The organism is Streptomyces sp. NPDC039462 (assembly GCF_055639375.1).
In genome coordinates this window covers 513,466-535,654 of record NZ_JBVKAO010000002.1, presented here as the reverse complement: position 1 = coordinate 535,654, position 22,189 = coordinate 513,466, and the positions used below count along the sequence as shown (strand labels likewise).

20 protein-coding genes are annotated in these 22,189 nt (G+C 72.3%); 9 read left to right on the top strand and 11 right to left on the bottom strand.

The genetic code is table 11. From position 1 onward, the window contains the following. Positions 1-202: 202 nt before the first annotated feature. From ACZ7LU_RS13055 to ACZ7LU_RS13045, 3 genes are all read right to left on the bottom strand, one after another. Positions 203-1,282 carry a HAMP domain-containing sensor histidine kinase gene (locus tag ACZ7LU_RS13055; protein WP_398301108.1) on the bottom strand — a complete coding sequence of 360 codons (1,080 nt, stop codon included), beginning with the start codon at positions 1,280-1,282 and terminating at the stop codon, positions 203-205. A 13-nt stretch (positions 1,283-1,295) separates the two neighbouring features. After that, positions 1,296-2,036, bottom strand: coding sequence for a response regulator transcription factor (locus ACZ7LU_RS13050; protein ID WP_398301110.1), 741 nt, complete (start codon positions 2,034-2,036; stop codon positions 1,296-1,298). Between the two features lie 65 nt (positions 2,037-2,101). Continuing rightward, the gene (locus tag ACZ7LU_RS13045; protein WP_471916725.1) at positions 2,102-2,779 is read right to left on the bottom strand and encodes a spermidine synthase family protein; all 678 of its coding nucleotides are present in this window, start codon (positions 2,777-2,779) and stop codon (positions 2,102-2,104) included. Between the two features lie 207 nt (positions 2,780-2,986). Here ACZ7LU_RS13045 and ACZ7LU_RS13040 point away from each other — a divergent pair, with 207 nt between their 5' ends. After that, positions 2,987-3,814 carry a rhomboid-like protein gene (locus ACZ7LU_RS13040; protein ID WP_468563764.1) on the top strand — a complete coding sequence of 276 codons (828 nt, stop codon included), beginning with the start codon at positions 2,987-2,989 and terminating at the stop codon, positions 3,812-3,814. Here ACZ7LU_RS13040 and ACZ7LU_RS13035 read toward each other — a convergent pair. Together ACZ7LU_RS13035 and ACZ7LU_RS13030 are read right to left on the bottom strand one after the other, a co-directional pair. Then, the gene (locus tag ACZ7LU_RS13035) at positions 3,729-4,355 is read right to left on the bottom strand and encodes a GNAT family N-acetyltransferase (protein ID WP_471916724.1); all 627 of its coding nucleotides are present in this window, start codon (positions 4,353-4,355) and stop codon (positions 3,729-3,731) included. The genes ACZ7LU_RS13040 and ACZ7LU_RS13035 overlap by 86 nt on opposite strands. Before the next feature lie 368 nt (positions 4,356-4,723). Further along, on the bottom strand, positions 4,724-5,728 hold the full coding sequence (locus ACZ7LU_RS13030) for a methyltransferase (protein WP_398301454.1): 1,005 nt from the start codon (positions 5,726-5,728) through the stop codon (positions 4,724-4,726). Between the two features lie 239 nt (positions 5,729-5,967). Here ACZ7LU_RS13030 and lon point away from each other — a divergent pair, with 239 nt between their 5' ends. Further along, complete coding sequence (gene lon / locus ACZ7LU_RS13025) at positions 5,968-8,388, top strand: endopeptidase La (protein WP_471149494.1); 2,421 nt, start codon at positions 5,968-5,970, stop codon at positions 8,386-8,388. Positions 8,389-8,466: 78 nt separating this feature from the next. Here lon and ACZ7LU_RS13020 read toward each other — a convergent pair whose 3' ends face one another. Beyond that, complete coding sequence (locus ACZ7LU_RS13020) at positions 8,467-9,300, bottom strand: lysozyme (protein WP_468313546.1); 834 nt, start codon at positions 9,298-9,300, stop codon at positions 8,467-8,469. Positions 9,301-9,559: 259 nt separating this feature from the next. Here ACZ7LU_RS13020 and ACZ7LU_RS13015 point away from each other — a divergent pair, with 259 nt between their 5' ends. Then, complete coding sequence (locus ACZ7LU_RS13015) at positions 9,560-10,066, top strand: MarR family winged helix-turn-helix transcriptional regulator (RefSeq protein WP_398301121.1); 507 nt, start codon at positions 9,560-9,562, stop codon at positions 10,064-10,066. 152 nt (positions 10,067-10,218) lie between these two features. Here ACZ7LU_RS13015 and ACZ7LU_RS13010 read toward each other — a convergent pair whose 3' ends face one another. Next, entirely contained in the window at positions 10,219-11,064 is an 846-nt protein-coding gene (locus ACZ7LU_RS13010) for a hypothetical protein (protein WP_471916723.1), read from the bottom strand. Between the two features lie 539 nt (positions 11,065-11,603). Here ACZ7LU_RS13010 and ACZ7LU_RS13005 point away from each other — a divergent pair. Genes ACZ7LU_RS13005 through ACZ7LU_RS12985 form a run of 5 tightly spaced genes read left to right on the top strand, consistent with a single transcriptional unit; the run spans position 11,604 to position 17,276 of the window. After that, positions 11,604-14,414: a sensor histidine kinase gene (locus tag ACZ7LU_RS13005; protein WP_471916722.1), complete on the top strand. Its 2,811-nt coding sequence runs from the start codon at positions 11,604-11,606 to the stop codon at positions 14,412-14,414. A gap of 8 nt (positions 14,415-14,422) precedes the next feature. Further along, positions 14,423-15,004 (top strand): roadblock/LC7 domain-containing protein, encoded by a 582-nt coding sequence (locus tag ACZ7LU_RS13000; RefSeq protein ID WP_471916721.1) that lies wholly within the window; start codon positions 14,423-14,425, stop codon positions 15,002-15,004. Beyond that, a complete protein-coding gene (locus ACZ7LU_RS12995; protein WP_471212862.1) occupies positions 15,001-15,426 on the top strand; it encodes a DUF742 domain-containing protein in 426 nt (141 codons plus the stop codon). The genes ACZ7LU_RS13000 and ACZ7LU_RS12995 overlap by 4 nt, the downstream gene beginning before the upstream one ends. Beyond that, positions 15,407-16,024 carry a GTP-binding protein gene (locus ACZ7LU_RS12990; RefSeq protein ID WP_398301129.1) on the top strand — a complete coding sequence of 206 codons (618 nt, stop codon included), beginning with the start codon at positions 15,407-15,409 and terminating at the stop codon, positions 16,022-16,024. The genes ACZ7LU_RS12995 and ACZ7LU_RS12990 overlap by 20 nt, the downstream gene beginning before the upstream one ends. A 13-nt stretch (positions 16,025-16,037) precedes the next feature. After that, entirely contained in the window at positions 16,038-17,276 is a 1,239-nt protein-coding gene (locus ACZ7LU_RS12985; protein WP_471149489.1) for a styrene monooxygenase/indole monooxygenase family protein, read from the top strand. Here ACZ7LU_RS12985 and ACZ7LU_RS12980 read toward each other — a convergent pair. From ACZ7LU_RS12980 to ACZ7LU_RS12965, 4 genes are all read right to left on the bottom strand, one after another. Further along, a complete protein-coding gene (locus ACZ7LU_RS12980; RefSeq protein WP_471916720.1) occupies positions 17,246-18,424 on the bottom strand; it encodes a C40 family peptidase in 1,179 nt (392 codons plus the stop codon). The two genes, ACZ7LU_RS12985 and ACZ7LU_RS12980, sit on opposite strands and share 31 nt — an antisense overlap. A gap of 373 nt (positions 18,425-18,797) precedes the next feature. Next, positions 18,798-19,070 carry a hypothetical protein gene (locus ACZ7LU_RS12975; RefSeq protein ID WP_471916719.1) on the bottom strand — a complete coding sequence of 91 codons (273 nt, stop codon included), beginning with the start codon at positions 19,068-19,070 and terminating at the stop codon, positions 18,798-18,800. A gap of 36 nt (positions 19,071-19,106) precedes the next feature. Next, positions 19,107-19,832, bottom strand: coding sequence for a TetR/AcrR family transcriptional regulator (locus ACZ7LU_RS12970; protein WP_468313567.1), 726 nt, complete (start codon positions 19,830-19,832; stop codon positions 19,107-19,109). Between the two features lie 186 nt (positions 19,833-20,018). Further along, positions 20,019-20,957 carry a diiron oxygenase gene (locus tag ACZ7LU_RS12965; protein ID WP_398301139.1) on the bottom strand — a complete coding sequence of 313 codons (939 nt, stop codon included), beginning with the start codon at positions 20,955-20,957 and terminating at the stop codon, positions 20,019-20,021. 126 nt (positions 20,958-21,083) lie between these two features. On the opposite strand from ACZ7LU_RS12965, the gene ACZ7LU_RS12960 reads away from it, so the two are divergent. Further along, complete coding sequence (locus ACZ7LU_RS12960; protein WP_471916718.1) at positions 21,084-22,187, top strand: ferritin-like domain-containing protein; 1,104 nt, start codon at positions 21,084-21,086, stop codon at positions 22,185-22,187. Positions 22,188-22,189: the final 2 nt, after the last annotated feature.

Sequence of the window (22,189 nt, the reverse complement as noted above, 5' to 3'; positions counted from 1 at the left end):
GGTGCAGACCGGGCCCGGCATCCGTCGCGTAAGTCACACTGGAACAGTGGTTTCGGCGCTGTAAATGGCGGGAAACAAGCGAGGTTCCGCAACGCCAGATGGCCGCGCGGGTACGTCCGTGGGACGTCTACGCGCGGCGGCGGCCCCCGGGTGCCCAGGAACAGCACCCTTGAATCGCTTTCACTCGAACCCTACGTCAACTTCACGCCTCGGGCAGGCCCGGAAGAGTGACCTGGATGCGGCAGCCGCGAGGGGATTCGGCCACCCCGATGTGGCCGCCGTGCAGATCGACGGCCCAGCGCGCGATGGCCAGGCCGAGACCGGTCCCGCCGTCGTTCCCCGAGCCCTTCACGGGGGCGCCCGCGTGGCTGCCGCGGTTGAACCGCTCGAAGACGCGGTGCCACTCCGACTCCGGGATGCCGGGGCCCTCGTCGAGCACCTCCAGGTCCAGGGACTCGGGGTAGGGGCCGCGCCTGGCCCGCACCGTCACGCGGCCGTGCGGCGGGCTGTGCTTGACCGCGTTGTCGATGAGGTTGGCCACGACCTGGTGGAGCCGCTCGGCGTCCGCGTGGGCGGTCAGCTCCGGCGGCGACACGTCGAGGTGCAGATGGACGTCCGTACGCGTGTGACTGCCGGAGCCCGACGCGATGCCCGCGCGCGCGGAGGCCACCATGTTGGCCTCCTTCAGGACGCCCGACAGATACGGCCACACCTCGAAGCGGCGGGCCTTCAGCGGTACGACGCCGTTGTCGAGGCGGGAGAGGTCCAGCAGGGTCTCCACCAGGCGGCCGAGGCGCTCGGTCTGCTTGAGAGCCGTGCGCATCGTCTCGGGGTCGGCGGCGGAGACGCCGTCGACGACGTTCTCCAGGACGGCGCGCAGGGCCGCGATGGGGGTGCGCAGCTCGTGCGAGACGTTGGCGACGAGCTCCTTGCGCTGGGTGTCCTGCGCCTCCAGGTCGTCCGCCATCGCGTTGATGGTGGAGGCCACGTCGCCCAGCTCGTCGCGCCGGTCCGCGCCGCGCACCCGGCGCGTGTAGTCGCCGTGCGAGACGGCGCGGGCCACCGCGTTCATCTCGTCCAGCGGGGCGGTGAGGCTGTGCGCCACGAACTGCGTGATGAGCAGCGTGGCGATCACCGAGAAGACGGTGATGAAGCGCAGCTCGGTCTTGGTCTTCATGGCCACGAGCAGCAGCCCTGTGGTGATGAACACCGAGACGACCACGAGGGCGCCGAGCTTGGTCTTGATGGAGAACGGCCGCAGCTCTCCGAAGGGCCCGCTCACGGCAGGACCGGCCTCACGGCGCCGGGGTCTCGAGGGCGTAGCCCACGCCGTGCACCGTGCGGATCCGCTCAGCACCGATCTTCCGGCGCAGGGCCTTGATGTGGCTGTCGACGGTGCGGGTGCCGGACGCGTCGGCCCAGTCCCACACCTCCGCGAGCAGCTGCTCGCGGGAGAGGACGGCGCGCGGGGTGTTGGCCAGGCAGACCAGCAGGTCGAACTCCGTGGGGGTCAGGTGGACGTCCTCGCTGCGCACCCGCACACGCCGCTGGGCGTGGTCGATCTCCAGTTCGCCGAGGCGGAGGATGCCGCTGCGGGGGGTGGTCGCGGCCAGCGCGGCCCGCTCGACCCGGCGCAGCAGGACGTGCACGCGGGCCGCGAGCTCCCGCATGGAGAACGGTTTGGTCATGTAGTCGTCGGCGCCGACCCCGAGCCCGACCAGCATGTCCGTCTCGTCGTCACGCGCGGTGAGCATCAGGACGGGGACGGGGCGCTGGGCCTGCACCCGGCGGCACACCTCCAGGCCGTCGAAGCCCGGCAGCATGATGTCGAGGATCAGCAGGTCGGGCTGCCAGGCCTGGGCGGTGTCGACCGCCGAGGGGCCGTCGCCGGCCGTTTGCACAACAAAACCCTCGGCACGGAGCCGGGCGGCGATGGCGTCGACGATCGTCGGGTCGTCCTCGACCACCAGCACCCGGCGCTGGGCGCCCGGCGTCGCCGCCGTGGCGCCGTTCTGGGAGGTGTGTGTCTGCTCCATCGCCCGCCCCTGACACTGATCGCTTGTGTTCGGTCAGCAGAGTACGGGTCGCGAAGGCACCTCGGCTACGCAGCCCTGACGCCGAGGTGGACCACGTCAGGGACGCCTCGGGCAACGGGGATCTCTTCGGTTCGTACCCTCTGGAATCCGGCATTCCGTAGAGCGTCGTCGAAAGCGGACGAGGGCTGCGCGGACCATACGGCGAGCACTCCGCCCGGGTTCAGACGGGCTTTGCAGGCGGCCAGACCGGCAGGCGAGTAAAGGGAGTTGTTGCCCTCCGTCACCGTCCAGCCGGGGCCGTTGTCGATGTCGAGACAGAGCGCGTCGTACGTGTCCGTCGAGCCGAAGAGGTGCGCGACCAGGTCCGTGTGAAGAATTTGCGCACGTGGGTCGGCGAGCGCGGCTGCGGACAGTTCGGCGAGGGGTCCCTCACGGTGCCAGCCGATGATCGCCTCCTCGCGTTCGACGACGTCGACGCGTCCCCAGCGGGGGTCCGCGACGGCGTGCGCGAGGGAGAAGCCGACGCCGAGGCCGCCGATGAGGAGGGCGGGGGAGGGGCGGTCGTCGAGGGCGTCGCGGGCCGCGTCGACGAGCAGGCGCTCGGAGCGGCCGTCGCTGGTGTCCATCAGGAAACAGCCGTTGGCGATGATCTGCAGCAGCTCACCGTGGCGCCGCAGGACGACCTCGCCGTGAGGGCCCTCGCGCCGGTCGAGCACGACGGGGGCGGTGGTGTGGGTGTGCATGGCCCACAGCGTATTTTTCCGCGACGTCCGTCCGCAGGCGGTTAACGGGGCCTCCGGGCTTTCGGGTCGGCGAGCCCGCGCGACGCAGGAGCCGCCCCGCGGGTTGCCGTGTGGTTGCCGTGTGAGACGCACCTCACGTGGCGCCCGTCATAGACACGCTCGAAAAGAGGGCAAAGGGTGGGGTGGGACGGAAGGAGCGCCTCACCCGTGAACCAGAGCGTGCGGCCCGTCGGGGCCGCGTCCGACGCGGAGACGCCGGGCACCCTGAGCGGCATACCGCGGCAGTCGACGCGTCGGCCCCCGCCGGGGGCGGGCCACGAGCAGGCGGCGCGGGAACGTGCCCCCGGCGCGTCCACCCGGCGCCTCCGCCCCTGGCTGCTCCTGCCCACCCCCACCGGCACGCCCTTCACCTTCGGGTACGCCCTCGTGCTCGCGGCCACCTCGCTGCTCGCGCAGTACGCCGACCCGGACCTCGTGGAGAAGCTCCTCCACGGGTCCAGCACCGACGTGGCGCACCTAGCGCACAGCCCCGTTCTCGTCCTGGTCGCGAGCGCCCTGTGGATCGCGGGCGGCATCACGTCCCCGTACGCGATCGGCTTCCTGCTGGTGCTCACCGCGCTGGAGCGCCGCATCGGCGGCCTGCGCACCGCCGGTGTCTTCCTCCTCGGGCACGTCGTCGCCACGCTCGCGACGGAGGTCCCGGTCGGCTTCTCGGTCCTCGCGGGCCATCTGCCGGACAGTTCCCTGCACCGGCTCGACTACGGCATCAGCTTCGGGGTGGCCGCCAGCGTCGGCGCGCTGGCGGGGCTGCTCACACCGTGGCTGCGCTGGCCCGTCCTCATCGGCTTCGGCGGGATGCTGGTCGACGACCTGATCGCGTTCGCCGACCCGATGACGAACTGGGGGCACCTGCTCGCGCTGCTGGTCGGCGTCGCCACCTGGCCGTTGCTCAGGCGTCGCCCCGGCGCGGCGCGCGACGCATCGCCCACAGGGTCGGGCCGCCGCCCGGCAGCTGCACCTCGCCGAGCGCCGTGAAGCCGAAGTGCTCGTAGAAGGGGAGGTTCTCCGGCTTGGAGGACTCCAGGTACACGGGCAGGCCGGCCTCGTCGGCGCGGGCGAGACCTGAGCGCAGGAGGGCGGCTCCGTGGCCCTGGCCCTGGGCGGCGGGGTCGGCGCCGAGCACCGCCAGGTACCAGTGCGGCTCCTCGGGGCCGTGTCCGGCGGCGGCCGCGGTGGCCTCGCGGAACAGCGGGGCGCGGTCGCCGAGTATCTCCGCGAGCTCCTCGACGGTCTCCGCGTCGGGCACGGCCTTGTCCTGCGCGCCCGGCGGCACCCAGAAGGCGGCCGCCGCGGCCGTCCGCTCGCAGACGCCGTGGCGGCCGTACTGCCGGGTGAGGAGCGTGGCGAAGTAGCGGCCGAGGCCCGCCTCGCGGGTGGCGGCGTCCGGGAAGAACCAGCGCATCATCGGATCGTCGTCGAAGGCGCGGGCCAGGGTGGGGCCGATCGTCGCGGCGTCGTCGAGGGTGGCGGGCTGCGGGGCGGGGCGGGGCGCCTCGGGGGCATTGGTCGTCGACATGCGGTCATTCTGCACTTGTTGATCTTCATGGCCGGAGCCAGGGGTTTGCTCGCGCGCGGCCGCCCCGGCGCCACCCGCGCCCGGCCGGCGCCCCGCGCCCCGAATGCACTCGGCCGCTGCCTGTCTCGCCGTCGGCTGCGGCTCGGGGGTGGCTGAGCGCGCAGTTCCCCGCGCCCCTGGGTGGGGCTTCGTGCCGTCGCCCGGTCGGCGCCCCGAGCGTCGGATGCCGTTGGCCGCTGCCTGTCTCGCCGTCGGCTGCCGCTCGGGGGTGGCTGAGCGCGCAGTTCCCCGCGCCCCTGGGTGGGACTTCGCGCCGTTGCCCGGGCGGCGCCCCGCACCCCTGGGTGGAGCTTCGTGTCGTCGTCGTGTCAGGCGGCCGCTACCGCCTCCACGATCGACGGGAACGCGTCCGTCGGCAGAATGCGCGTCAGGCGCAGTCCCGCCCGGACGAGCAGTGCTGCGAACTCGTCCTCCGTGCGCTCCTGGCCGTCCACGATCGCTGCCATCGCCACGTCCAGGGTCTTGCCGATGTGCGGTTCGTTGCCGGACGGCAGGACGCAGTCGACGATCAGGAGGCGTGCGTCCGGTGCCATCGCCGCGCGGCAGTTGCGCAGGATCCGCTCGCAGTCCGCGTCCGGCCAGTCGTGCAGGACGTGTTTGAGGACGTAGATGTCGCCGCCCTGGGGCACCTCGGCGAAGAAGTCCCCGGACTCGGCCCGCCATCTGCCGCGCAGCTCCTCGTCGCCGCCCAGGAGGTGCGTGCTCACCGCGGGCACCTGGTCGTAGAGGACACCCGTCAGGCCGGGCCGCCCGCGCAGGACCGCGCGCAGCAGTCCGCCGCGGCCGCCGCCGACGTCCACCACGGTGCCCTTCTCCGGGAAGGGGTACGTCCCGGCGATCACCGCGTCGACCGGACCCGACAGTGACGCCATGCCGCTGTCGAAGAGCTCCCGCAGCTCGGCGTCCTCGGCCAGATACGCGAAGAACGGCTTGCCGAAGACCCGTTCGAAGGACGGGCCGGCCTGGCGGACCGTCTCCTCAAGACCCGCGGAGGTCCGCCAGAACGCCTGGTCGGTCAGCATCACGACCGCCGGGTGCAGCGAGTCGGGCACGTCGGTGCGGAGTGCGTTCGCGAGCGGGGTCAGGTGGAACGCGCCCGCCCCGTCCTCACGGAAGACGCCGCGCGTGGCGAGATAGCGCAGGACGCGGCGGAGGTGCCCGGCGTGGGTGCCGGTCGGCTCGGCCAGTTGCTCGGCGGTGCGCGGCCCCGCCGCCAGATGGTCGGCCACCCGGCAGAGCGCCGCCGTGCGCAGCGCCGCCGAGAAGAGATGCCCCAGTGCGTGGTCCGCGAGCTGCCAGGTCACGTCCCGCATGCCGCCGTCACCGTTCTCGGGTGTGTCCACCTTGGATCCCCTCCGTGGGAGTCGGAGTGTCCACGGTCCCAGGGGGACGGCCGGGAGGGAACGGTACGCGGGGGACGGGCGACCGGAAACGAGCCATGGGCGGAGCCGCTTTTTGCGTGATCGCTTAGAGCGAACACGCCCCGGGGAACAACTCGGCGCTCATAACCATTGAGTCGATACAGCTCAACTTGAATGCCGAAGGGGAGATCATGGCTACTGAGTCCACCTCGTACACACCGCTCACTCTGCCTGTGCTGCCGCTCGACGACGAGGTGGTCCTGCCCGGCATGGTGGTTCCGTTCGACCTGTCCGACGCCGATGTGCGCGCCGCGGTGGAGGCCGCCCAGGCCGCGGCCCGCTCCAGTGGCGACAGCAAGCCGAAGGTGCTGCTTGTTCCGCGCATCGACGGGACGTACGCCGCGACCGGTGTCCTCGGCACCGTCGAGCAGGTCGGGCGGCTCTCCGACGGCGACCCCGGCGCCCTCATCCGCGGCCGGAGCCGCGTCCGCATCGGCGCGGGCACGACCGGTCCCGGCGCCGCCCTCTGGGTCGAGGGAGTGCAGCTCGACGACACCGTGCCCGACCCCCTGCCGGGCGCCGTCACCGAGCTCGTCAAGGAGTACAAGGCGCTCGCCACCAGCTGGCTGAAGAAGCGCGGCGCCTGGCAGGTCGTCGACCGCGTCACCCAGATCGACGACGTCTCCGCGCTCGCCGACAATTCCGGCTACTCGCCGTTCCTGACCACCCAGCAGAAGGTCGAGCTCCTGGAGACCGAGGACGCCGTCGCGCGCCTCAGGCTCGCCACCGAGCAGCTGCGCGAGCACCTCGCCGAGCAGGACGTCGCCGAGTCCATCGCCAAGGACGTACAGGAAGGCGTGGACAAGCAGCAGCGCGAGTTCCTGCTGCGCCGCCAGCTCGACGCCGTCCGCAAGGAGCTGCGCGAGCTCAACGGCGACAGCAAGGACGCGGCGGAGGAGTCCGACGACTACCGCGCCCGCGTCGAGGCCGCCGACCTCCCCGAGAAGGTCCGCGAGGCCGCCCTCAAGGAGGTCGACAAGCTGGAGCGCGCGAGCGACCAGTCGCCCGAGGGCTCCTGGATCCGCACCTGGCTGGACACCGTCCTCGAACTGCCGTGGAACGAACGCACCGAGGACGAGTACGACATCAAGGGCGCCCAGCGCGTCCTCGACGCCGAGCACGCGGGCCTGGAGGACGTGAAGGAGCGCATCACCGAGTACCTCGCGGTGCGCAAGCGCCGTGCCGACCGCGGCCTCGGAGTCGTCGGCGGGCGCCGCGGCGGCGCCGTCCTCGCCCTCGTCGGCCCGCCCGGCGTCGGCAAGACCTCGCTCGGCGAGTCCGTCGCGCACGCCATGGGCCGCAAGTTCGTGCGGGTCGCGCTCGGCGGCGTACGGGACGAGGCGGAGATCCGCGGCCACCGCCGTACGTACGTGGGGGCGCTGCCCGGACGCATCGTGCGGGCCATCAAGGAGGCCGGGTCGATGAACCCGGTGGTGCTCCTCGACGAGATCGACAAGGTCGGCTCGGACTTCCGGGGCGACCCGGCCGCCGCCCTCCTCGAAGTCCTCGACCCGGCGCAGAACCACACCTTCCGCGACCACTACCTGGAGGTCGAGCTCGACCTCAGCGACGTCGTCTTCCTCGCCACGGCGAACGTCCTCGAAGCCATCCCCGAGGCGCTGCTCGACCGCATGGAGCTCGTCCGCCTCGACGGCTACACCGAGGACGAGAAGGTCGTCATCGCCCGCGACCACCTGCTCCCGCGCCAGCTGGAGCGGGCCGGCCTGGCGGAGGACGAGGTCACCCTCGACGAGAGCGCGCTGCGCAAGCTCGCCGGTGAGTACACGCGCGAGGCGGGCGTCCGCAACCTGGAGCGCTCCGTCGCGCGGCTGCTCCGCAAGGTCGCGGCCCAGCACGAACTGGGCGACAGGGAGCTGCCGTTCACCGTCACCGACGAGGACCTGCGCGGCCTGCTCGGCCGGCCGCGGCACGTGCCCGAGTCCGCCCAGGACCCGGCCGAGCGGCGCACGGCGGTGCCGGGCGTGGCGACCGGGCTCGCGGTCACCGGGGCCGGCGGCGACGTGCTGTTCGTGGAGGCGTCGCTCGCCGACCCGGAGACCGGCGCCACGGGGCTCACGCTCACCGGCCAGCTGGGCGACGTCATGAAGGAGTCGGCGCAGATCGCGCTGAGCTTCCTGCGCGCGCACGGCGCGGAACTGGAGCTGCCCGTCGGTGACCTGAAGGAACGGGGCGTGCACGTCCACTTCCCGGCCGGCGCGGTCCCCAAGGACGGGCCGAGCGCGGGCATCACGCTGACCACCGCCCTCGCCTCGCTGCTCAGCGGGCGGCTCGTCCGCACGGACGTGGCGATGACCGGTGAGGTCTCGCTGACCGGCCGGGTCCTGCCGATCGGCGGCGTCAAGCAGAAGCTGCTCGCCGCGCACCGCGCCGGGATCACCACGGTGATCATCCCGAAGCGGAACGAGGCGGACCTCGACGACGTGCCGGCCGAGGTCCTGGAGAAGCTGGACGTGCACGCGGTCACGGACGTGCGCCAGGTGCTCGAACTGGCCCTCACCGAGGCCGAGGTGAAGGTCCCGGCCGCCGCATAGGGCGCGCTGTGGGTGAACGGTGGCCGGCCCGGCATCGGGGCGGCCACCGTTCACGCGTGCTCAGCCGTCCACGTGTGCTCAGCCGTTGGCGAGCGCCTGCACCCGGTCGAGGGCGCCGTTGAACTTGTTGTGGTCGCCTACCGTCGGTCCCGACGAGGTGTACTGCCACATGGTGTGGAAGCCCCAGCCGGCCGGGAGTTCACCCGGGCTGGTGTCGTAGCGGGCGATCCACAGCGGGTTGCTGGCGCCGAAGCCGCTGTAGTTGCCGGTGCACTGCTTCCACCAGCTGGTGGCGGTGTAGATGACGGCGTCGCGCCCGGTGCGGGCCTTGTAGGTGTTCAGGAAGTCCCGGATCCAGCTGACCATCCCCGACTGGGTCTTGCCGAAGCAGGCCGCCCCGTACGGGTTCCACTCGATGTCCAGGGCGCCCGGCAGCGTCTTGCCGTCGCGCGACCAGCCGCCGCCGTTGTCCACGAAGTAGTTGGCCTGGGCGGCGCCGCTCGTGGTGTCCGGCGTCGCGAAGTGGTACGCGCCGCGGATCATGCCCACGTTGTACGAACCGTTGTACTGCTGGGCGAAGTAGGGGTTCTTGTAGTACGTCCCCTCGGTGGCCTTCACGTAGGCCCACTTCACACCGCTGTTCCACAGCGTGGACCAGGCGACGTTGCCCTGGTGGCTGCTGACGTCGACGCCTTCGGTCTGCGTGGCGCCGCCGCCGCTGGGCAGGCCGCCCTGGCCGTCGTGCTCGATGACGCCCTGACCGAGGCGGGCGGAGCCGCGCGGCGGGATGTCGTCCGCCTGGGCCGCCGTGGGGAGCGTCAGGAGGAGGGCGAGGGCGGAGAGTGCTGCGAGGAGAACCCCCGCCGGCGACAAGCGCGGGCGGTGGGCCGGTCCGGGTCTGTGCACGGGCATGGGTATGCCTCCGAAGGCCTCGGTGGTGCGCTGGGGGGACCTTGCGACATGTTGAATGGTGTGAACATGTCACTTGAAAAGCTACGCACGTAGAACGCCGCCGGGGAAGAGGGGCGAGGAGCTGCCGTTGGTCCACTCCTGTGGCGGTGCCTGCCGGGCGGGACCGTCTCCACCTTGCGAAATACTGGTCAGGCCGCTGCCGCCACGGCCGCGGGACGAGGGCCTTCCGGCGACGACTTTCAGAATCGGGAAAGCGGACATGGGTGCTGCAGAAGAGGGTGTGGGGCGCGGCGCGCGGGGTGCCGTCGAACAGGGGGCGCGCGAGGCCGAGGGCGAGGACCGCGAGTTCCTCTCCCTCGAACGGGAGTTGTCGGTCCTGCTGCGCCGCGCGCGGGCCTCGTCGGGCGAGATGGCGCGCCAGGTCCACCCCGACCTGGAACCCGCCGCGTACGGACTCCTCGTCCGCCTGGACGACTCGGGGCCGCAGCGGGCCACCGACCTCGCCGCCTTCATCGGCGTCGGCAAGGCCACGATGAGCCGCCAGCTGCGGGCACTTGAGGAGCTCGGCCTGGTCTCCCGCGAGCCGGACCCGGCCGACGGGCGCGCCTGGCTCATCCGGCTCACGCCCGACGGTCGCACCCGCTTCCGCACGGTGCGCGCCGCCCGCCGCGCCAGTTACGTGCGCAGGCTCGCGAGCTGGGACCGGGCGGAGGTCGCCGAACTCGCCCGGCTGCTGGGCCGGCTGAACGCGAGCGCGGACTCGTGAGCCGTACGCGGACGCCCGGCGCGTGACCCCGGGCCTCAGTACCGGTCGTGGCCTCGGCCCGCAGAGCCGACTCGTGGCGTCGGCCCGCAGAGCAGACTCGTGACCTCGGCCCCCCAGAGCCGGCTCGTGACCTCGGCCCGCCAGAGCCTGCGTCACGGCTCCGCGTAGACGACCGCCGCGTCGTCGTGCCGCTTCCCGCGCGGGAAGGCGAGGCGGTCCGGGTCCGCGCGCTCCAACTCCCGCACCCGGTCGATCAGGTGCTGCGGGCCCTCCTTGCGCAGCAGCGCGAAGCACTCGGCCCAGCCGCCCTCGCGGAACGTCTCGACCCACCGCCCGGCCCCGTCGGTGAGCGCCGCCACCGCCGTGACCTCCGCCCGCGGGGTCTCGCCCGTCACGGCGCGCTGAGCGGCCGAGGGGTCGGCGGCGGCGGTGAAGAAGCCGTCCTCCGCGTTGCGCAGCGCCTCCACCGCGGCTCCGTAGACACGGGCCGCCGCGTCCCGCTCGGCCGAACCCCGGGGCAGGGCGCGCACCTCGTCGCGCAGGGCCCGGACGGCGGGTGGCAGCTCGGCCAGGCGGCGGTCGAGCACGGCGGTCACCTGGCCGCCGGGGCCCACCATGAGGAGCGCCGAGTCGGACAGGACCAGGTGCTCGACGCGTTCCGCGTCCCAGCGTACGAGCACGACGGTTGCCTGAGGGGTGCGTGGGTGAGAAAGGTCACAGGTTGAACCATGTGACTCGGCGGTACGCGAGATGCCGGCCGCGAGAATCTCAGAGAGCGTCATATCCGGGCGTGAAACGGACAGTTCGCCCAGTGCGCCACCGAGGCGTGAAGTGAACCAGGGGACGGAATGCGGACAGCCCACCGAGCCCTCGGGCGGCGTCACGCCGTCCAGGAGGACGAGCGATCCACCCTGTCCGGACGCGGGAAGCGCGACCGCCGCGTAGTCCTCGTTGGGGCGTGCGGGGTCGCCGGGCTCGGTGGCGAGTTCGATACGCATCCGGCCAGTCTGCACGAGCCCTTCACAAGGCCCGCCAGGAGCCGCAAAGGGGCGCCGGGCCTGCTCGTACGGGCGGGTCACGCGCCGGAATTCGACCGGAATGATCAACTCCGGCACGGGTGTGGCGGCGCATCCTGCCAAAGCCGGTGGGAGACGTCCAACCGGCACGCCGGAGGGGCCCCGCACCGGCCCCGCCGGGACTTGCCCGCCAACTCCCCGCCGATGTTCACTCCTTCGGGTGGCCGGCCAGGCGATGCGCGACCGCCACTCACCGGCACTGGAAGGGTCAGGAGCCGTACCGGGGGGAGCGCTCGTGTTGACAGGTCGTCACCCGGGCCCAAGGGCAGACGAAAACGAGAATGCGAGCACCGGTGCAGAAGATGCGGCCTCGGCGCAAAGGCAAGCAGACGGCCCCTGAAGGGGCCACGCCGGGCGCGACCACTCCGACCGAGCGTGCGCCGGAGGGTACGGCCACGGACGTCTCCGCGGGCACGGCTCCACCTCCTGGAGCGGCTTCCTCCCCGGACGCGGGAGCGGGCGTGAAGACGGCCGCCGCCTCGGGCGCGGCCGCAGCCTCTGGCGGTAAGGCCGCCGCACCTGCCGGTAAGGCAGCCGCACCTGCCGGTAAGACGGCCGGCCCCGACGCCTCCGCCGCGGTGCCCCCTGCGCCGGTGCCCCCGGCGGCCGGTGTCAACAAGGCGCCCACCGCCCGCGTGCGCAATCGGCTGATCGTCGCCGTCGCCGTCGTGGCCGCCGCCGTCGCGGGAGCGGGCGCGCCCGCCGTCATCGCGGCGTCCGACCGGCTGAACGACACCCAGAGCCTGGTGACGCTCGCCGAACAGACCCAGCAGGCGGTCTCCCTCGGCCACTCCCTCGCCGACGAGCGGGACGAGGTCACGTCCTTCATCGCCGCCGGGCGCCCGCAGGGCAAGGGCCTCTCCGAGAGCCGCAGCGCCCGCGTGGACCGGCAGGTCGACGAGCTCCGCGGCGCCGACGCGCCCGCCGGGCTCCGCGCCGACCTCGCCGACATCGCCGCCGTGCGCAGAGCGGCGCTCACCGGCAAGAGCACCGCTCTCGAAGCCCACGAGGCGTACACCAAGGTCATCGCCGAACTCCACGGCCTCACCCGCGACCTCGCCGAACAACTGCCCCCCGAGGCGAACAAGGGCGCCCTCGCCCTCGCCGACCTCGACCACGCCGTCGAGCAGGCCGCCGCCACCCGCGGCCTGCTCCTCGCCGCCCTCTCCCTGCCGAGCCCCACCGGCACCCCCGCCGTCGACCCGGTCACCGGCCTGCCCGCCACCGGCACCGACGAGGCCCCGGCCGACGCGAAGCGCCGCGACGAGCTCAGCGGCGCCGCCCAGCAGGCCCGCGTCCGCGAGCTGGCCGCGCTCGCCGACTTCCGCGACGCGGCGGGCGACCCGGCCCGCGCCACGTACGACTCGACCGTCACGGGCGCCGAGGTCAGTGCCGCGGAGAAGTACCTCGAGCGCCTCACCGACCGGCCGACGCTCTCCGCCGACGAGCGGCGCTCCGACCGCAAGAAGGTCGACGCCGCGCTCTCCGCCCGCATCGAGACCATGCGCGGCGCCGAGTCCGCGCTCGGCGTCGAGCGCACCAAGCACCTCGCCCAGCTGCGCGACGACGACATCACGGCCCTGGAGATCCGCATCGCGCTCGTCGGCGTCTGCCTGCTCCTCGCGGTCGGCTTCGCCATGGGCACGGCCCGCTCGCTGACCCGCCCGCTCGCCGTCCTGCGCCTCGGCTCGGCCCGCCTCGCCACCGAGCCCGCGCCGCAGGACCCGATCCGCTTCACCGGCCGCGACGACGAGTTCGCCCAGGTCGTCCGCTCCGTCAACGCGCTGCATGCCCACGCGGCCGCCCTCACCGAGCGCCTCGCCACCCTGGAATCGGACCGCAAGCACCTCATCGGGCAGCGGCAGTCCATGGCGGACGAGCGCGCGGCGCTGCGCGAGGAGCTCGCCGAGGCCTCCGCGCACCTGGAGCAGGTGCGCCAGTCCATCCACGGCACCTTCGTCAACCTGGCCCTGCGCACCCTCGGCCTGGTCGAGCGCCAGCTCGCCGTCATCGAGAACCTGGAGGACCGCGAGCAGGACCCCGACCGGCTCGCCACCCTCTTCAAGCTCGACCACCTCGCCACGGTCATGCGCAGGCACAGCGAGAACCTCCTGGTCCTCGCCGGCGCCGAGCACGGCCACCAGCACCCCGGCGCGGTCCCGCTCGTCGACGTCGTGCGCGCGGCGGTCTCCGAGATCGAGCGGTACGAACGCGTCCGCATCGCCACGCTGCCGCCGCACGCGCACGTGGCGGGGTTCGCCGCCGACGACATCAGCCACCTCACCGCCGAGCTCCTGGAGAACGCGACCTCGTTCTCGCCGCCGGACGCCTCCGTCGAGGTCTCCGGCTGGCTCCTGGAGAACGGCGAGGTCATGCTCTCCGTCCAGGACGAGGGCATCGGCGTCCCGCAGGACCGCATGCGGGAGCTCAACGCCCGCCTCGCGGACTTCGACCCCGACGCCGTGCACGACCAGGAGAGCGGGGACGGGCTCGGGCTCGGCCTCTACGTCGTCGCGCGGCTCGCCGCCCGGCACGGGGCGCGGGTGCGGCTGCGGGAGCAGAAGCAGGGCGGTGTCGCGGCGGTCGTGGTGCTGCCCGAGGGCATCCTCGCGGACGCGCCCGCGCCGGCCGCGCCCGCCGCGGTGGTCGCGCCGCCGCGCACCGGCGAGCCCCTGACGCATCTGCCCGGCTCCGAGGCCGAGGCCAACTCCAATGTCCTTCCCGGGCGTCTGACCAGCGCACCCGGCGAGGATCCGCTGATCGCGGCGGCCGAGCGGACCCTGGAGACGGCGCTCCCCGCGCCTTCCTCCGAGGCGAAGCCCGAGCCGGAGCCGGAGCCTTCCTCTGATGAGTCCGACTCCGACTCCGGGCCTTCGCCGTCGGCGGAGACCACGATGGAGCTCCTGCCGCCCCAGCTCCTGGAGCCGGACCCGGACGCGGAGCCGGACTCGGACGCGCAGCCGGACCCGGAGCCCGCGGCGGCGCCCGCGCCCCCCAAGTGGGAGCGCGTCACCGACAAGGGACTGCCCAAGCGCACCCCGAAGATCACCGCGCCCGCGGCCGCCGCGCCCAAGCCGCGCACCGGCTCCGTGGACGCCGAAGCACTCCGCCGCCGCCTCGGCGGCTTCCACCAGGGCGCGATCAGCGGCCGTCGGGACGTGGAGGCCGAGATCGCGGGCGAAGGCGCGGGGGAAGAGACGACGAAGCCGTCGGACCAGAATGAACGAGCCGCAGACGTAATGGGGGACTCAGTCGAGGAGGCAAGCAGTTGACTGCGCCCATGCGCACGCCCAGTTCGTCCGCCACATCCGCAAAACCGGCCACATCCGCCGCACCCGCCGGATCCGCCACACCCGCCGGATCCGCCGCACAGACGGGATCCGCCGCACAGACCGGCTCCGCGGGCCTGAGCAGTGAAGCCCGCAATCTGCACTGGCTCCTGACCAACCTGGTCGAGGAGGTGCCCGGGCTCCTCTCCGTCGCGGTGGTCTCCTCCGACGGTCTGCTGCTGCTCTCCTCCGACCCCGGGCGCAACGCCGAGCGTCCCGCGGCGAAGACCTCGGGGCCCAAGGGGTCGAGCGCGGACCTCGCCACCATCGTCTCCGGGCTCGGCTCCCTCACCATCGGCGCCGCGAAGCTGATGGACGGCGGAGCGGTCAAGCAGACCGTCGTGGCGATGGAGGAGGGCAGCCTCTTCGTGATGTCCATCAGCGACGGCTCGCTGCTCGGTGTGCACGCCACACCGGACTGCGACATGAGCGTCGTCGCGTACCACATGGCGCTCTTCGTCGGCCGCGCCGGGCACGTCCTCACCCCCGAACTCCGCAGCGAACTGCGCCAGTCGATGGAGAGCGCCCGATGAGCAGCAGGAGCAGCAGGAGCAAGTCGCCGAAGCTGCCGCAGCGCGGCGGCGACCGAAAACCCGCCCGGGTGCGTCCCTACTCGCTGACCGGCGGGCGGACCAGGTTCGGCCACGTCCTGCTCGTCGAGACGTTCGTGGCCAGCAACCCCGCGCTCGAAGCGCCCGACGAGCGCCTCGAACTGCCCAAGGGCACGCTGTCGAAGGTCATGCCGGAGATGCGGGCGATCGTCGAGATCTGCCGCCGCATGCGTACGGTCGCGGAGATCGCGGCGCTCCTGAAGATGCCGCTCGGCGTGGTCCGCGTACTGCTCAGCGACCTCGCCGACCAGGGAAAGATCCGCGTGTACGGAACGGGCCACGGCCCGGGACAGCCCGACCGCGCACTGCTGGAAAGGGTGCTGAGTGGACTCCGCCGTCTCTGAACTCCTCGAAAACGAGGGTCAGTTGCAGGCCTGGCAGACGGACAGGTCACGTGCCCCGATCGCCACGAAGATAGTGGTCGCGGGCGGTTTCGGCGTCGGCAAGACGACGCTGGTGACCGCCGTCTCCGAGATCACGCCCCTCCAGACGGAGGCGCTGATGACGCAGGCGAGCGCCGACACCGACGACCTGAGCGCGACCCCGGAGAAGACGACCACCACGGTCGCCATGGACTTCGGCCGCATCACGCTCGACGACGACCTGGTGCTCTACCTCTTCGGCACGCCCGGTCAGCAGCGCTTCTGGTTCATGTGGGACGACCTGGTGCGCGGCGCGATCGGCGCCGTCGTGCTGGCCGACACCCGCCGCCTGTCCGACTGCTTCCCGGCGCTCGACTACTTCGAGAGCTGCGGCCTGCCGTACATCGTGGCCGTCAACCACTTCGACGGCAGCGAGAAGTTCGAGCCCGCGGACGTGCGGGAGGCGCTGACGGTGCCACCGCACATACCCGTGCTGATCATGGACGCACGGCAGCGCATCTCGGTCATCGAGTCGCTGCTCGCCCTGGTCGGCCACGCGCTCGACGTAACCCCTGAGTAAGAGAAGGACCCTCATGCGGAAGATACTTGTCGTCGGAGCCGGGCAGTCCGGGCTCCAGATCGCTCTCGGGCTCCAGGCGCAGGGGTACGAGGTCACCCTGATGTCCAACCGCACCGCGGACGAGATCCGGTCGGGCCGGGTCATGTCCACGCAGTGCATGTTCCACACCGCCCTCCAGCACGAGCGCGACATCCAGGCGAACTTCTGGGAGTCGCAGGCCCCGAAGATCGAGGGCGTCGGCGTCTCGGTGGCCGGCCCCGACGGCTCCCGTGCCATCGACTGGGTCGGCAAGCTCGACGGGTACGCCCAGTCGGTCGACCAGCGCGTGAAGATGGCGGGCTGGATGGAGACGTTCGCCCAGCGCGGCGGCCAGCTGGTCATCCACGGCGCCGCGGTCGGCGACCTCGACTACTTCTCGCGCACCTACGACCTGGTGCTCGTCTCCGCCGGCAAGGGCGAGCTCGTCTCGATGTTCGAGCGCGACGCGGCCCGCTCCCCGTTCGCCGAGCCGCAGCGCGCGCTCTCGGTGGCGTACGTCCACGGGCTCGGCCCGCGCCCGGAGCACCCCGAGTTCGACGCGGTGCGCTGCAACCTCGTGCCCGGTGTCGGCGAGCTCTTCGTCATGCCGACGCTCACCACGTCGGGCCGCGCGGACATCCTCTTCTGGGAGGGCATCCCCGGCGGCCCCCTCGATGTCTTCCAGGGCATCAAGGACCCGAGCGAGCACCTGGCGCTCACCCTCGAACTCCTGGAGAAGTTCCTGCCCTGGGAGTACGCGCGCGCCACGAAGGTCGAGCTGACCGACGCGGGCGGCACGCTGGCCGGGCGGTACGCCCCCACCGTGCGCAAGCCCATCGGCCGGCTCCCCAGCGGCGGCCTGGTCCTCGGCGTCGCCGACGTCGTCGTCGCCAACGACCCGATCACCGGCCAGGGTTCCAACTCGGCGTCCAAGTGCGCCGCCTCGTACATCTCCTCCATCGTCGAGCACGGCGACAAGCCGTTCGACGAGGAGTGGATGCAGTCGGCGTTCGACCGCTACTGGGAGACGGCGCAGTACGTCACCAAGTGGACCAACGCCATGCTGGGCGCCCCGCCGGAGCACGTCCTGAACATCCTCGGCGCGGCCGGTCAGCTGCAGCCGGTCGCCGACCGGTTCGCCAACGGCTTCAACGACCCGGCCGACTTCGAGAACTTCTTCTTCGACCCGGAGAAGGCGGCCGCCTACCTGGAGTCGGTGGCACCGGGCGCCTGACCCGCGCCGTACCCGAGGTCGCTGCCGGCGGTGGCGCCCTCGGGCAGCTTCGGCGGGGTGTACCCGTGCATGGTCCGGCCCCTGGGGTCGGGCCGCACGGCACCGAGCACGGGGTTCGCGGCGATCGGTGACACCTTCACGCGGGCGCCGGGGCGCGGCGCCTGGACGACCTTGCCGTCGCCCAGGTACATCGCCACGTGCGTGGCCTTGCGGAAGTAGACGACGAGGTCCCCGGGGCGCAGCTTCGACAAGGGGATGCGGCGCAGCTCGGTCCACTGCTCCTGGCTGGTCCGCGGGATCTTCCGGCCCGCGTGCGCCCAGGCCCGCGAGGTCAGCCCCGAGCAGTCGAACGCCTTCGGGCCCTCGGCGCCCCACTTGTAGGGCCGCCCGATCTGCCGGACCGCGTAGTCGAGCGCCTTGTCGCCCTGCCGCGAGGGGGGCCGGGTGGCGGGGCTGCCGCCGGGGGCACCGGGTGCGCCAGGCGTCCCGAGCGCGCCGGACGTCAGGAACCTCTCCTGCGCCTCGGCCGTGCCCGCCTCCTCCGCCTGCCGCAGCGCGGCCAGCTGCTCCACGCTCAGGGAGGAGAGCAGCTCCTCGACCTCCCGCAGCTGCCCGTCGACCTCGTCCCGCTGCTTCCTCTGCCGCGCGGCGAGGACGGCCTGGACGGCCAGCGCCTTTTTCGCCGCCCTCGCCAGGTCGTCCGCCTTTTTCTCACCCTCGGCCAGCCGCTCCACCGTGGCGGCCCGGCCCGCGGCCACCCGGCCGATGACGTGCCCCTGGTCGAGGGCGCGCTGCGGGTCGCGGGCGAGCAGCAGCCGTAGGTAGGGGGAGAGCTCGGTGGTGCCCTGGTACTGCTGCCGGGCGAACAGGCCGGCGTCGGCCCGGGTGTCGCGCACCGCGGCGCGCGCCTTCGCGAGCTTGTCGTCCAGGGCCTTGGCCCTGGCTCGCTGCTTCTTCAGCTTCTCCTCGGTCGCGTTGTACGTCTCCGAGGCTTCCTCGGCCGATTGGTACAGCAGATGAAGGTCCGTCAGGAGGGCGGCGACGGAACGGACTTCCGGTTCCGGGGCCGCCTGGGCCGGGGGAGCGGTCGTACACAGGGCGCCGAGGGCGGCCCCTGTGCAGACCCACCGCAGCAGTGTGCCTGACACGTCATCACCTCCGGTGCGCGGAGGGCTCTCCTGCGCGCAGGGTGAGCATCCGGCCCGGCCGGGGGGTTCGCCTCCCGGCGGGGGCGGTCGGCGCAACCTGGGTCACCCTTGCAGGGGGCGTCGGCGTGGTGGGTTGCGTCGCGTCGTGCACGTCTGCGGGTGGGTGGGGGCCGGCCGCGCAGTTCCCCGCGCCCCTGAAGTCCCCGCGTCCCGGCGTTTGCGCCCGCGGGTGGGTGGGGGCTGCTCGCGCAGTTCCCCGCGCCCCTGCAACACCCCTGCGGGGTGCGCTTCAGGGGGGGGCGGGGCGAAGGTTCGGGGTCAGGGGCGCGGGGAACTGCGCGACCAGCCACGATCTGCCCGCAGGGGCGCACGGTCAGCGGGGTCCCGGTTTCGACCACGGCCACTTCAAGCCGCCCCCTTCGTCGCCGACCGCGTCGAACTCGTACTGCCACCTCGCGCCGAGCGAGATCCGGCTGCGCCCCGCCGCGGGGGTACGGCGGTACACGAGGACCGTCGGGGGACCGCCCGCGTCGTCGGGGACCGGGACACGGTACGTCTTCGGGGGATGCCCCGTCGGCCCGACGAGGACCGGGAGCACCCGGCCGTCCAGGGGACCGCCCACGAACGGAGTGTCTTCGCTCTTCACGCCCCCAGTGTCACACCCCGCAGGTCAAGGGGGGGCTCAGAGCAGGTGTGCCGCGTCGGCCACCACGGGCAGCACGCCCCGTGCGAGGGCGCCGACGGGGCCCTCCGGGGTCTCCAGGGTCAGCGCCCACCGGACGACGTCCGCGGTCTGCGGGTCGCGTCCCGCCGTCGCCACGAGCACCGCCATGAACTGCTCCACGAGCATGTCCCGCAGGTCGTCGAGGGGCGGCTGCTTCTCCTCGTCCAGCCAGATCAGCGAGGCCGCCTCCACCGCCGTGATCCACATCCGTACGGTCATCCGCAGCCGCGGACCCGGCTCCGGCACGCCCAGGTGGCTGAGGATGTGCTCGGCGGCGGCCCGGCGCACACCGTCCACGATGGCGGTCGTCCGTGAGGTCTCCACGACGCTGCCGCCCTGAAGGAGCGCGCTGAACCCCGTGTCGTGCTGGTCGACGAAGGCCAGGTACCGGTCGAGGGCCCGGGCGAGCCGCCGGGTGAGCGGTCCGTCCGGCGGCTCGGCGAAGCACTGCTCCAGGTCGTCGGCCGCGGACCGCAGCGCGGCCTCGTACAGCTGCTGCTTCCCGCCGGGGAAGTAGCGGTAGACGAGCGGGCGCGAGACCCCGGCGGCCTCCGCGACGTCGTCGAGGTTGACGTCCTCGGGCGCGCGGTGCGCGAAGAGGGTGAGCGCGGAGTCCAAGAGCTGCCGCCGCCGCGCCTCGACGCTCATGCGGCGGTACGCGGGAGTGGCGGCAGGCGAAGTCATGCCCGCAGCGTAACTCGGGGCGCGCCCCGTCAGGGCCGCGGGACTGCGACATGTGCGTCTTCCGCCACGCAGGCGCGACCGGCCTCTGGGGCGCCCCGCAGGGGCGCTTTCAGGGGCGCTTTCAGGGGCGCTTTCAGGGGCGCGGGGAACTGCGCGACCAGCCCCCACCCACCCGCAGCGAAGAACCTAGGCCAGCAACCCCGAAGACCGCCAGAGCCTCCGCCCGACCCCCCGTAGCACGCCGATGTCATCCAAGAAGTCGGTGAGCCGCTTCGCGCCGCTCTGCATGACCTCCCTGCGGTGGCCGCTCGCCTTCACCTGGGCCACGGCCTCGCGCCGGTCGAGGCCGACGTCCGTGTAGACCCGGGGGTTCACGAAGGCGATGGAGAAGACCCGCGCGGCCTCGCCGCAGCTGAGCCGCGTGAGCTCGCGCTCCCAGCGGGGCGCGGTCACCATCTGGCGCCGCAACTCCTCCCGGGCGTACCGGACATGGCGCGCCTCCTCGACCACGTGGATGCGGGTCACGCCGCGCACCAGCGTCTGGACGCGCTCGTCCGGGAACGTGAGGCGTTGCATCCAGTCGAGGATCTCCTCACCGAGCAGCGTGCAGGCGAAGGACCCGGGCGTGGTGGAGACCGTCTTCAGGACGCGCGCGAGGTTGTGGTTGAGGCGCGAGACCGGGTACGTCGGTGCGCCGCCTTTCTGGATCACCCGGGCGAACATCATCGAGTGCCTGCACTCGTCGGCGATCTCGGTGAGGGCGTACCGCACATGGGCGCTGGTCACGGACTTGTCGTAGATGTGCCGGACGAGCAGCTGGATCAGGATGATCTCGAACCAGATGCCGAGCGAGGTGAGCGACGCCGCCTCGTGCCGGGCGAGGTCGAGCCGCTGCTCCTCGGACATCCGCTTCCACATCGGGGTGTCGTAGAGGGAGACGAGCTCCGGCGGCCAGAACCACTTGCCCTCCTCGAGCGGGGCGTCCCAGTCGAGGTCCTTGTCGGGGTCGAAGGAGTGCTTGGCGGACGATTCGAGGAGCCGGGCGGCCACCTGCTCCCGGTCCTTGAGCAGCCCGAGCGCGTCCCGCAGGCCGTCGAGGGAAACGTCTTCCGGCACGGTCGTCATGACTGTTCCTGCCTTGTCGCGGGGTTACCGACGGTCACTTCTTATGAGACTGCTTGTCAGCAAGGCCGTCAATCCCTTGCGCGCGACTTGTTGACCCCTTGTCCATCAGCGTGTGAGCCTGCCGTCATGGCGACGCACGAGCTTTACACCAGTCCGCCGGCTGGGCTCAACTGGCAGGTCCCGTCCGCCAGTTCGGCCCGTTTCAGCTGGGAGTACGACGAAGGCCGCGACCGCCTCCTCGCCCTGTACCAGAAGGGCAAGGACAAGCAGTGGGACGGCGCCAAGCGCATCGAATGGGACCTCGAGGTCGACCCGCTCGACCCCCTCGGGACCCCCGACGAGTCCATGTCGCTCTACGGCACGCCGCACTGGGCGAAGCTGACCGAGCGGGACAAGGGCGAGCTGCGCAAGCACTACGCCTCCTGGCAGTTCAGCCAGTTCCTCCACGGCGAGCAGGGCGCCATGGTGTGCGCGGCCCGCATCGTCGAGTCGGTCCCCGACCTGGACGCGAAGTTCTACTCCGCGACGCAGACCATGGACGAGGCGCGGCACGCGGAGATCTACGGCCGCTTCCTGCACGAGAAGATCGGCATGCTCTACCCGATCAACGACAACCTCCAGTCGCTGCTCGGCGACACCCTGCGCGACTCCCGCTGGGACATGCCCTACCTCGGCATGCAGGTGCTCATCGAGGGCCTCGCGCTCGCCGCCTTCGGCATGCTCCGCGACACCACGGACAAGCCCCTGCCCAAGCAGATCCTCGCCTACGTCATGCAGGACGAGGCCCGGCACGTGGCCTTCGGCCGGATGGCCCTGCGCGACTACTACAAACAGCTCACCGACGCGGAACTGCGCGAGCGCGAGGAGTTCGTCATCGAGGGCTGCTACCTGATGCGCGACAGGCTGCGCGGCGTCGAGGTCCTGGAGAACTTCGGCATCCCCAAGGCGCAGGCCCAGGAGTACAGCGAGAACTCCGAATTCCTCGCCCTGTTCCGGCAGTTGCTGTTCTCCCGCATCGTGCCGTGCGTCAAGGACATCGGCCTGTGGGGCAAGCGCCTCCAGGAGGCGTACGTCGACATGGGCGTCTTCGAGATGGGCGACGCCAACCTCGACCAGCTCATGGCGCAGGACGAGGAGATCGCCGAGAAGCTGGACGCGGAGCGCTTCGCGGCCGAGGAGCGGGAGCGCGTGGCGGAGGTGCGGGACGCGATCGCGTCCGGCGAGAGGTAGCC